This window comes from Aliiruegeria lutimaris (assembly GCF_900099935.1).
GTDB classification, from domain to species: domain Bacteria; phylum Pseudomonadota; class Alphaproteobacteria; order Rhodobacterales; family Rhodobacteraceae; genus Tropicimonas; species Tropicimonas lutimaris.
The window spans coordinates 1-10,378 of sequence record NZ_FNEK01000115.1; the positions used below are offsets into that span (position 1 = coordinate 1).

The following is a 10,378-nucleotide window of genomic DNA, read 5'->3' on the forward strand; positions in this document are numbered from 1 at the left end:
CAGCCCGGCGGCATTCACCCGGAGGTGGATCTTGGTCGTGAAGCCACCCTTTGAGCGGCCAAAACCCTGTCGCGGAGTCCCCCTTTAGCGCCCGCTGCCTGATGATGGGCGCGAACCACGGTGCTATCGACCATTTGCAGGGCGTCAGGGACGATCCGGCTCTCGGTCAGCGCCTCCAGGATCTGTTCCCAGAGACCGGCGAGCGTCCAGCGGCGGAACTGCCGATAGACACTTGACCATTTTCCGAACTCTTCGGGCAAGTCCCGCCATGGTGCTCCTGTCCGAGCGATCCAGAACCCGACTCCCGTTTCGCCCATGTGCAATTGGTAGGCGCGCAGGTCCTCCGGCGTGGCCGTGTCCGGCGATCGCCCCAGGAACCTGGCGAAATCCCTGACCCCCGGATGTGGGCCTTCTGCGCCTTGTCGCCCAGGCCCCGGATACGCATGTCCTCGATCATCCGCTCGCGCAGCGGCGTGGTTCTTTCCTCCGTCATGGGAACCCCCTGTCTGACGATTGAGAAGACCCCAATCGTCAGTCCAGTGGACCCATCAGCGAAGCGCGACGATCAGATCAACGCGATACGCCCACAAGAGGCGCCCCTGCCGCGCGAGCGGCTTCGTCCATGCGCAGGAAGCGGACCTGTACCGCTCAGGCAGTCGACGACTTCACCGTCTGTCGCTTTCAAGGCAGCTATGCCGACGCTTGCAGACAATTGGCAAGGTTGCACGAATGACCGTTCAGCGACCGCAAGCAGCCATTACCAGCCAGTATTCTTGGTAGCCGAACGATGTTGAAACGCACGGAATGGAGATGCACCAGGTAGCCTGTACGAACGCAGGTTTTTCCCTAAGCACCCCGAGGCGGACACGGGCACCGCGCCAGCCCCGCCTTACGTCCGGAATGTCGCGTTGAACGCGACTGTCACGCGCTCTTCTCCGCTATCATTTGGATAGACCCAATGCACCAAGTAGGAGGGGAACAATATCATTTCCCCAGCCGCCGGCCGCAGCTTCTTCTTGGGACGGAATGCGCCGGCGTCGAAAATCCGCCAGTGCGGCAGGTCCGAACGGGGATCGAGAAACTCGATCATCCCAGACGACCCCGTTTCGACTTCCGGTTGAGAGACATAATAGACTCCAGACCAATGGGCCCCCGGATGAGTGTGCGGCGCATTGAACCCGCCGGGGGGATTCACGTTCATCCACCCGAAAAGTCTGAGGCGCAGAGCCTCGGGATCGGCCTTCGCCGAAATCTGCCGGGTCGCGGCGAAGACTGCTTCCCGTGCAGCCTCTCGTAGCTGTGAGATGCAAGGTGCCGCGACATCAAAGAGATTGCCCTCCGAATGCCAACCGCCGCGGTTCGATTTCGACGCGCCACCGCCCTCGGCACGTAGCCGCGCGCCTTCCTGAAGCAGCGCCGCGTCAAGAGTCACGTGATCCAACATGCAAAATCTAATCAGCGGCGTCGAGAACAGCTTCTCGTACCTAGTCTTTTCGATCATTGCGACCTCTTGCCGAAGCGTATTGAAGAATGTTTTCTAAACCGACCTCCAATGGCAGCTAGTTCTGGCATCTGCAAGGCGCAGGCTGAAGCCTCGCGAGTGCCAGAGATCCTAGTCGTCATCCTCGTCGTCGTCGCTCTCGTCGCTTCCGCTGTCGCCATCCTCGTCGTCGTCGCTTTCGTCGCTTCCGCCGTCGTCATCCTCGTCGTCGTCGCTCTCGTCGCTTCCGCTGTCGTCGTCCTCGTCGTCGTCACTCTCGTCGCTGCGGTCGTCGTCTTCGCTGTCGTCGTCCTCGCTGTCGTCGTCCTCGTCATCGTCGCTCTCGTCATCGTCGCTCGACTGCCGTAGTTCGCTCCGCGTGACTTTTCCGTCGCCGTCAGAATCGCTGCGCGACAGCACCTTGCTCGCACCGCTGCTGCCGAATGCCTCCTCTAGCTCCCCTCGCTCCAGAACACCGTTCTGATTGGTGTCGATCGACCGAAATGTGCGTTCTTGAGCAAGCGCTGGGAGCGCCATGACGGCAAGTACGGATGTCGATAAAAGCAGTTTCGATATGGTCAAGGTCTTGTCCTCCCCACAGTGTTCAAAGCCTGGCCGCTGGAAATCCCATTTGTTAGCGACAATGCTTTTTCGCTTCATTCTGTTCCCGAGCCAGACGTTATAGCCGGACCTTGAACAGGGCAATCAGAGTGAGCCAAGCAGAAGCGCGGGGTCGGCGGACAGTCGCCTGCCAGATGGCTTGCAAGCAGGCATCCGCCTCCCCGGCGAGGATGGTGCCGCCATGCTGCAAGTCCGGTCAGTCCGCGAACCAGACGCAACTCGAAATCTCGCAAAGGCCCGCAACGCGCAGGAAGCGTTTGATAAGTAGTTGCCGATGGTTCGAGGTTGTGAGCGTTCGTAGAGAGGTGTAAGTTGCATTCCCGTTCATAGGGATGCCACCGGCCTGCATCCTCAGGTCGGTCCCTTTCTCAAAAGTTGAAGATGTCTCCTGAAAATGAACATGGTTCGTGCTCGTGTGGAGGCGGCGACACCAATGAAGAGCCATCTATGCCGTTGCCCCCACCAATAGGACCTCCACGGCGCGTAGATAGCATCAAGTGAGATCAGACATTGATAGGTCGGATGGAAACTGATTGTTGACGCCGGGTAAGAGGGAGCGACCGTAGAGATCAAATGCAGAGCGGACCTTGCTCGAAATAGCCCAATATCGGCAAAGCGCAGTTCACTACCGTTCGAGTCGGCGCGGGAGGTCCCGTCGCTACCGACCAGGATCGAAATGCGCAGGAAGCGGAATTATTCAAGCACCTCCCTAGAACTGGGCAATCTACCCAGCTTCCCGATCAACCTTTCCCTGTCCCCACAGCAACCGCGAAATCTCCGGAACCTGCAAAGCCGGCCGATCCCGACTCGCCTTCATCTCCTCCACCGTCTCTCGCAACTGTTCCAGTTCAAGATACCCCTGCATGCCAACCAGTCGCTCTAGGAGCGCCAAGTATGAGCGTGCTTCGCTCATGCTGATGTCTCCCCGTCCGGCGGCCAGAACGGCCTCTCTGGCGGCCTCTACGGCCTCCTGCGGGGTGTTGAGATCTGAGGGGATTTCGATCCGCACAAAGTCGGCGTTTTTCTGGGGTCTTAGCCGATCGATGACCCATGTCGCGACATGAGGGTCGCCCTCGTCAAGAGCCCGATCGATGACATTGGCGGCCTTTCCGAGAAAATCTTCCAGCCGTTCGTTGGCGAGGTGCGCCGCACGGGCGTTCACGCCATTCGCCCCCGGCGGACGCCCGGGCGATCGAGGGGGCTTGTTCCCCGGCAGGAAATGCCCGTCCGGGCCGCGCTTGTTGTTAATGGTGTTTTCGGTCATTGGCTCGCCTATGTCGCCATTGCCTGCTCCGGAAATGGGGCAGCTCTACTGACATAATAGTGGGTGGCGGGTCTCCTGTCACCGTCTAGGCGCAACTATCATTTGGCATTTCGAGTTAGACGACAATTGGCAGAGGTGGCTCGGGAAATCTGAACGGTTGAGTTAGGTGGATTTTCTGCTCCCGATCCGGCAGCGATGCCGGGAAGAAGGAGCGAAAGATGGCAAGACGTCCGAGAAGAAACCACAGCGCCGCGTTCAAGGCGAAGGTCGCATTGGCGGCGCTGAAGGGCGACAAGACGATGAGCGAACTGGCCACCCAGTTCGACCTGCATCCGAACCAGATCAAGCAGTGGAAAGACCAGTTGCTCGATGGCGTGTCTGATGTGTTCGAGGACAAGCCGAAGAGCAAGGAACCGGAAACCCCATCCCGGAGCTCTGGCGCGAGCAGCAATTCGACTTATTTGCGTGACCCGGCGGTGGTTTGGTCAAATCTGAACCGAAATCCACTACTTCTCGCACTCGGCGCGAATGCTAACTCCAATACGCGATTTTGTGAGGAAATGGAGCCGTAAGAGTCCCGATACGGGTCCAGCAGGGCTTCGTTGCTCAAATCGATTGCGTGGCGGACTTCTCCTTTGCCGGACGGATACACCCGGTCGCCAGCAAATCGGCCAGGCAGGCCAATAACAGGTCCATCACAACTCTTGCCTGTTGGGAAAATGGCGTTGGTGCCGACGGGCCGCATGTTTGGGCTTTCGAAGCCCGATTTGTTATCAACCCGCGAGTCTGGCCCAAGGCATGGTGGCGCCGCACCAGAGGCGCCGCGCAGAGGACTATGCCGGTTTGCGACAAATGATCTGCACGGGATGTGTTCTTCCCTCTTTGATGTTTCGCGCTGCGTTTCTCACAATCTGAGGCGCCAGTTTTCCTAGCAAGATATGAGAACCGAACGCTGGCAACTCGCCACTCTCGGCCAGTTTTATCGCCTGATTATATCCTTGCAGGTATTTATCGCCGGTGTTGGTGACCGTGATGTCGGAGAAACCTTCCTGTTCCAGAACCTCCACAGTTTCTGACGGTCGCATAAGGTAGGCGCCGCTACCGTCTTCGGACCAGGGAAGCGGATGATGCGGTTGGCCGATCTCGCCGAGACCATGTTCGGTGAGTGCGAAAAAAGCGCCGGGTTTCAGGACACGACACGCTTCGCGGAAGAACGCTCCGCGGTCAGGTACGTTCATGGTGACATGCTGGGTATACGCCCCGTGGAAAGTTTCATCGGCATAGGGAAGATTCTGACCATCGCCATGCCTGAATCTCACGGCATGCTGCATCCCGACAAGCTCGGTGAGTTTGTTTGCCGCAACCACAAAGGGTTCGGTGATGTCGATACCGTCTACGTGGCATTGAAAGCGATCTGCCAGGTACCTTGCAGGTCCGCCCAAACCACATCCGATATCGACGATCCGATACCCTGCCTCTATTGGTAGAGCATCCGCGAGTTCTCTCGTCGCCGGAAACCCACGCGCATGGAAATGGTCCACAGGCGCCAGTTGCTCAATCGTTACCGTTTCGCGGTCGATTCCGGCCGATCGCATGGCGCCGACGATCCGGGAAAACACGTCTCCCTTTCCCCAGTGGTCGGAAATTGATTTCGGATCAGCCATGCCGAAGCCGGTGGTTCATTCCACCACCCGAAAAACTTCCCAATAGGTCGAGCCGGAAACGATCACCTCGTTCATCTTTTTTCCCCACTCTGCATGCATCTTGACACCCGCGAGCTTGGTGAAGACATCATCAAGCTCGGCTAAGTTGTTTATCTCGAATTCATCCTGGATCGCTGCTTCATTGGCGCCAACCGATCCGGTGATCGTTCGGATATGAGCCGTTTCGATCCCTACCTGTGCACCAATCTGCTCTTGCCATTCCTTGAGAAGTTTCAGCGCCTCGGACTTCATTCCGAATTTCGCTTCGCAGGTCCACCGCGCGATCATCATGGGCTTTCTCCCGATTGGATTGCGGGGCTGAGGAGCCAGACTCCGCATTTCATCACCATAGCACGAATTCCGAAGCGGATCTGCGACCGTCCCCAACCTATTGTGTCGAAGCTATTCCAGGGTAATGGATTCCCTACCCGGGACGGACGCCGGTGGCGGAGAATAAGGATCAACGCGTGGCAAAGAGAAATAGGCAACCACGTCGTAGCCCGATGCGGCAAATCCGTTTGTGGCGCTGTAGGGCTCGCCAGCGTTGACGCCGCCGACAATCAAGGGTCAGGATGCATTGATTTCGGCCACAACGCGTGATTCAAGGCTTCGAAAATGGAGCGGTGACATGAGCGATCTCTTCTGGCTGACCGACGCGCAGATGGCGCGACTGAAACCTTTCTTTCCGAAGTCTCATGGCAAGCCCCGGGTCGATGGCAGACGAGTATTAAGTGGGATTATCTTCATCAATCGCAATGGCTTGCGTTGGCGCGACGCTCCTGCCGCCTATGGTCCGCACAAGACGCTTTACAGCCGCTCGAAGCGTTAGAGCGAGAAAGGCATCTTCGCGCGGATGATGGCCGGGCTGGCTGCGGCCCACGGCGAACAGAAGACCGTGATGATCGACGCGACATACCTGAAGGCACATCGAACAGCGACCAGCATGGCCGTCAAAAAGGGGGGCGTGGACGCCTGATCGGTCGCACCAAAGGTGGTATGAACACCAAGCTGCACGCAATCTGTGACAGCCAGGGAAGACCGATCGACCTGTTCGTCACCGCCGGGCAGGTGAGCGATTATATCGGCGCGCGGGCACTGCTCGGCGGCCTGCCAAACGTAAAATGGCTGCTCGGGGATCGTGGCTATGACGCTGATTGGTTCAGAGAAGCGTTGCAGGACAAAGGGATACGCGCCTGTATCCCAGGCCGAAAGAAACGCAAGACGCCGGTCAAATATGACAAGCGCCGATACAAGCGGCGCAATCGCATCGAAATCATGTTCGGCAGGCTCAAGGACTGGAGGCGTGTGGCGACCCGCTATGACCGATGCCCAAAGGTCTTCCTTTCGGTCATCGCCCTCGCGGCAGTCGAAATCTACTGGTTATGAATCCTGACCCTTCTGCATTCCTCACTCTCCTCAGATGGAAGCTTTCTGACACTAAATGTCAGAGCCCAAACCATCGCGCCGTGCGACTGGTACCGAACTCCTCCTTGTGGGCCCGTCCGTCGAACGAGGGCGCGTGGTAAACGGCCTTGAGCTTTGGCCCCGTAAGGAAATCCAGGTCTGCCCAGCCGATCCGGCCATCTCCGAACTCGACAAGGCAACTGCCCGTCCCTGTGTTTGGGATTGCCTCGCCACCGGTCGTCTTGGCGAGGATGGAACTTGCCACGGCGCGGGCTTGGCTCTCAGCGAACGACCCGGCTTTCGGCAGCCCGGTCTTTGCCACGTCGCCAATAGCGTACACGCCGGGTACTGACGTCTCCATGTTGTTCAGGTCGATCGGAATCCAGCCTCCCTCAGTCAGCCCGCTGTCGATGACCACTTGGGGGGCCTGATGCTTGGGAACGCCGAGAAAAAAGGCGCAGGGCAACTCGGTCCCGTCGTCCAGCACTGCAGTCCCGCGATCCGGTTCCAGCGCTGTCACCATCCGGTTGAGCAGCACGCGAATTCCTGCGTCATCAAAGGCTTCCATCAGCGCCTGAGAGAGGTCGGCGGAAGCCGGCATCGGGCTCGACAGCGGCGAGACTAGCGTGATTTGGCAATCGTCGCGCACGCCCCTCTCGGTCAGATAGTGGTGCAGAGTCAGGGCGCATTCACTCGGCGCAGGCGGGCATTTGTAGGGAAAGCCGCAGATCCCCACAATCGCCGGTCCATTCGAGAACTTTCGCAGGACCTCGCGCAGCCGGTTTGCTCCGGGCACGGAGTAGAACTCATGGCCGTGCTCTGCCAAGCCGGGCGTCGCGGCCAGATCGAAGTCTGCGCCGAGGGCGATCACCAGGAAGTCGGCCGCGTAGGTGTCTCGGTTGGTCGTCACGCGCCGCGCCTCTGGATAGATGGCGACGATTGTCTCCTGCAAGAGACGCACACCCGTCTTGGCGAAACTGCGATAGGGCAGCCGCACCGCATCCAGCGTCGTCTTGCCAAACATCACATCAAACTTGGAGTAGCCAAAGACAAAGGCGTCACCCTTATCGATGACGGTGACGTCGGCCACATCTCCCAGTGTTTCGGACAAAAGTGTGGCCAATTCCATTCCGCCGAAGCCGGCACCCAGCACAAGAACTCGAGACTTCATCGCTCCCCTTTCGGCTCTAGACTCACCGGAGGCGCCGCAAGATCGGAGGCCGTCTCTTGAATGAGGCTCCCGTTCCTTTCCCTTACGACTATAGGTGGCAAACGGTTGGCGCTGCAAGCTGCGTTTCCAAATCCCTATGCACCGAGGTCGCCGACCATATTGAAAAGATTCGCTCCGAGCACCTGCGTTGGAGAGGGGGCCGTCGATGCCCTGTGATAGCTGGGCCTCGCACTGGGTCCTCGTGGACGGAGTTGGACAGCACCTGCAAACCTTTGACGAACATTCCTGTTCGCGACCGCTCGTCGGGGTTGACCATTGCTTTTGGTAAGTTCTCGCCACAACTGCCACAGGCTCGCTGACGCGTTACGCGCTTGCGGTGAGTGCGCGGTGTAAGCCGCGCACTCGCAAGGTATCACCCGTGATGGTGCTCGCAGGTAACCATCGGGTTGAATGGCATCAAATCGCCAGAGGGATTCTCGCGAAACAGCCAGACGTGCTGGTCGAAATGCGGCATGAACCCATGCGCTTCGTCACCGGGTGTGTTGGGATCGTCGCTCATGTGGTCCCATTCGCGGTTATTCAGCACCGGGGGGCCATCGTGACCATCGGCCAACCATGCGGCCTCAAAGACCAGGTTCTCGACGCCGACCAATTCAAGCGATCCATCAGCCTGCGGCTCATAGAGCAAGATCGCGGGCGCCATGAAGTCGGTGTGGGTGCTTGCCCCGTCAACTCTGTCGCCTGGAGGCGAGAGCTTCAGGAGATCGGGCCGAAGGTAGTGAATGCCCATTCCGCCCCATTCCGGAGGCAAGCCTTCCGCTGCTGCGTCAACGCAGTGACCTGAAGGATCCGGAATAAAGCCCTCGGAGAGCGCGACCTCAACGTTTTTATATTTCTCGTTGGCTGTTCGCATCGCGTCGAGGTCGTAGTCGTCGGCGACAACGGGCGCTGTAAACGCCGATGCAACCGCCACCGCAATAGCGCCGTTAACAAGTCTCATGGTTTTTCCTCCCCTGGTTGGACGATCTTTCCGGGACCGTCTTGATCCTCAATTTATCATGTTTAAGCGAACGTGACGGATAACGTCTGTGGGACGCTGATCCCCACCGGAACAATCGGGTTTTCAGAGTTCAATGCCCTAGGGCAACCCAGAGAACGTAGACTGCCATGGCGATGACCGCGAGCGACCCGACCGTATAGAGCGTCGCACGAACCTCATGGCTTTGCTGGGTGGTGTACGCCAGCGTATGCAGAAGACGGGCGGCGACGAAGCCGTACATCAGCACGCCCGCCAGCAGGGTCGAGGGCCCGGCGATCACGAAGAGTAGGCCCATGGCGAGGAACGCCGGGATGTTTTCCAGATCGTTGCGGTGGATGCGGCGCGACCGGTCGACGTAGTCGTTGATCTCGAGCTGCGACGGGTTTGGGTTGCGGTTGATGAGCCCGGGGCGCAGGTCCTCAGCCGACGCCCATCCCGAGCCCACCTTCAGCATCCGGTAGACGGTCACCCATCCCTGGCCCATCACCTTCAGCACCATCAGGGCTGCTGCGATCATGTAGATGACGAAAACGGGGTTCTGCATGGTGAGTGTGGACATCGCGGGGTCTCCTCGCTGATAGTCTCCTAATTTTCGTGAAACGTCCTATTTCACGAAAATACATGTACCGCGAAATACGAAGGCTTGTCAAGCTTCGTGAAATGTCGTGTATCATCAAATTATGACCAGGAAGTACCAACAGACAAAACGCGCCGTAGCGCAGGAGGAGACCCGGCAGCGAATCGTCGAGGCTGCGATCAAGCTGCACCAGTCGAAGGGCCCCGCCGCCACCTCGATGCGCGACGTGGCGCAGGAGGCGGGCGTCGGCACGGTCACCGTCTACCGCCACTTCGCCGACGATATGGAACTGCTCGGCGCATGCAGCGGCACCTACTTCGAGCGCCATCCCCTTCCCGATCTCGCAGAATGGGCGACCGTGGAGGGCGGCGAAGAGCGCTTCCGCCACGGACTTGCCGCGGCCTACGCCTTCCACCGCGAGACCGAGCCGATGATCTCCTCGGTAATCGACGACCTGCGCGGCAGTCCGATCATGGCGCCCTACGACGGCTACTGGCAGGCCGCGGGGGAGATCCTTCTCGCCGCATTTCCCGAGCCGGAGCGGCAGGACCCGCTTCTGAAGGCCACGATCGCCCTGGCACTGAACTTCGAGACCTGGCGCCTGCTGGCGTGCGACGCGGGTCTCTCAGACGAGGCAGCGGTCGACCTTATTACCCGGCTATTGCACGACTGCCGGTGACATTGCATTGAACACGTCGTCGACCAATTCGCGATCCAATTATACGCAATTTGAAGAGCAACAGCGAGGACGTCGGAATAGTAGACGTTGATTTGAACCGCAGCGAATTCACCCTTTCCGCCCTTCATTCCGGACCTCAGGCTGTGCGAAGCTGGAGAGATGCGTCCGCAGCGAATGGCAAGAACTTGATAAAGCTGCCTCACACCTCTACCCAAAATTTCGTCGTCCTCACTGCTGGGCGGCTCCCGAGGGGAGTATGCTTATTTTCCAACGCTGGGTTGGCGCTGTGGAAGGGAGTGGCGGATGTGAGGAAACGTCATGGAAAACGTGAACCTTCCCGCCATTCGCGCTTGCCGGCCACCTTGGAACAAGGGACGAGTTGTCGGCCAGAAGAGACCGCTGCTGCCGAAGCATGTCTGGGCAATTCGGGTACGGCTCGA

The 10,378-nt window shown here is 58.9% G+C and carries 9 protein-coding genes and 5 pseudogenes; 4 read left to right on the forward strand and 10 right to left on the reverse strand.

Annotated features, from left to right (window positions below; genetic code table 11):
- From BLR85_RS26495 to BLR85_RS26515, 5 genes and pseudogenes are all read right to left on the reverse strand, one after another.
- A pseudogene (locus BLR85_RS26495) lies at positions 1-296 on the reverse strand (IS5 family transposase); the annotation flags it as partial.
- A gap of 3 nt (positions 297-299) precedes the next feature.
- Positions 300-493: pseudogene (locus BLR85_RS30135) on the reverse strand (phage integrase N-terminal SAM-like domain-containing protein); the annotation flags it as partial.
- Positions 494-889: 396 nt separating this feature from the next.
- Positions 890-1,501 carry a TIGR02466 family protein gene (locus tag BLR85_RS26505; RefSeq protein WP_093164477.1) on the reverse strand — a complete coding sequence of 204 codons (612 nt, stop codon included), beginning with the start codon at positions 1,499-1,501 and terminating at the stop codon, positions 890-892.
- Between the two features lie 111 nt (positions 1,502-1,612).
- Positions 1,613-2,062: an EF-hand domain-containing protein gene (locus tag BLR85_RS28790; protein WP_170844791.1), complete on the reverse strand. Its 450-nt coding sequence runs from the start codon at positions 2,060-2,062 to the stop codon at positions 1,613-1,615.
- Positions 2,063-2,825: 763 nt separating this feature from the next.
- Positions 2,826-3,365, reverse strand: coding sequence for a hypothetical protein (locus tag BLR85_RS26515; RefSeq protein WP_093164480.1), 540 nt, complete (start codon positions 3,363-3,365; stop codon positions 2,826-2,828).
- 218 nt (positions 3,366-3,583) lie between these two features.
- Here BLR85_RS26515 and BLR85_RS30140 point away from each other — a divergent pair.
- Positions 3,584-3,781: pseudogene (locus BLR85_RS30140) on the forward strand (transposase); the annotation flags it as partial.
- Positions 3,782-4,198: 417 nt separating this feature from the next.
- Here BLR85_RS30140 and BLR85_RS26525 read toward each other — a convergent pair.
- Positions 4,199-5,029 (reverse strand): class I SAM-dependent methyltransferase, encoded by an 831-nt coding sequence (locus tag BLR85_RS26525; protein ID WP_093164487.1) that lies wholly within the window; start codon positions 5,027-5,029, stop codon positions 4,199-4,201.
- A gap of 15 nt (positions 5,030-5,044) precedes the next feature.
- Positions 5,045-5,359: a hypothetical protein gene (locus BLR85_RS26530; protein ID WP_093164489.1), complete on the reverse strand. Its 315-nt coding sequence runs from the start codon at positions 5,357-5,359 to the stop codon at positions 5,045-5,047.
- A gap of 337 nt (positions 5,360-5,696) precedes the next feature.
- Here BLR85_RS26530 and BLR85_RS26535 point away from each other — a divergent pair.
- Positions 5,697-6,454 (forward strand): annotated as a pseudogene (locus tag BLR85_RS26535) (IS5 family transposase).
- A 58-nt stretch (positions 6,455-6,512) separates the two neighbouring features.
- On the opposite strand, the gene BLR85_RS26540 reads toward BLR85_RS26535, so the two are convergent.
- The 3 genes from BLR85_RS26540 to BLR85_RS26550 all read right to left on the reverse strand — a co-directional run bounded on the left by BLR85_RS26540 (position 6,513) and on the right by BLR85_RS26550 (position 9,241).
- Positions 6,513-7,643: an NAD(P)/FAD-dependent oxidoreductase gene (locus BLR85_RS26540; RefSeq protein WP_093164492.1), complete on the reverse strand. Its 1,131-nt coding sequence runs from the start codon at positions 7,641-7,643 to the stop codon at positions 6,513-6,515.
- Positions 7,644-8,055: 412 nt separating this feature from the next.
- Complete coding sequence (locus tag BLR85_RS26545; RefSeq protein ID WP_244520890.1) at positions 8,056-8,643, reverse strand: hypothetical protein; 588 nt, start codon at positions 8,641-8,643, stop codon at positions 8,056-8,058.
- A 130-nt stretch (positions 8,644-8,773) separates the two neighbouring features.
- A complete protein-coding gene (locus BLR85_RS26550; RefSeq protein ID WP_093164494.1) occupies positions 8,774-9,241 on the reverse strand; it encodes an MAPEG family protein in 468 nt (155 codons plus the stop codon).
- A gap of 106 nt (positions 9,242-9,347) precedes the next feature.
- On the opposite strand from BLR85_RS26550, the gene BLR85_RS26555 reads away from it, so the two are divergent.
- Both BLR85_RS26555 and BLR85_RS30145 read left to right on the forward strand, forming a co-directional pair.
- The gene (locus BLR85_RS26555) at positions 9,348-9,938 is read left to right on the forward strand and encodes a TetR/AcrR family transcriptional regulator (protein ID WP_139188571.1); all 591 of its coding nucleotides are present in this window, start codon (positions 9,348-9,350) and stop codon (positions 9,936-9,938) included.
- A gap of 318 nt (positions 9,939-10,256) precedes the next feature.
- Positions 10,257-10,378, forward strand: a pseudogene (locus tag BLR85_RS30145) (integrase); the annotation flags it as partial.

Coding starts and splice junctions, on each gene's coding strand:
- BLR85_RS26505 (WP_093164477.1), bottom strand. CDS start 1,501: ATGATCGAAAAGACTAGGTACGAGAAGCTGTTCTCGACGCCGCTGATT.
- BLR85_RS26515 (WP_093164480.1), bottom strand. CDS start 3,365: ATGACCGAAAACACCATTAACAACAAGCGCGGCCCGGACGGGCATTTC.
- BLR85_RS26525 (WP_093164487.1), bottom strand. CDS start 5,029: ATGGCTGATCCGAAATCAATTTCCGACCACTGGGGAAAGGGAGACGTG.
- BLR85_RS26530 (WP_093164489.1), bottom strand. CDS start 5,359: ATGATGATCGCGCGGTGGACCTGCGAAGCGAAATTCGGAATGAAGTCC.
- BLR85_RS26540 (WP_093164492.1), bottom strand. CDS start 7,643: ATGAAGTCTCGAGTTCTTGTGCTGGGTGCCGGCTTCGGCGGAATGGAA.
- BLR85_RS26545 (WP_244520890.1), bottom strand. CDS start 8,643: ATGAGACTTGTTAACGGCGCTATTGCGGTGGCGGTTGCATCGGCGTTT.
- BLR85_RS26550 (WP_093164494.1), bottom strand. CDS start 9,241: ATGTCCACACTCACCATGCAGAACCCCGTTTTCGTCATCTACATGATC.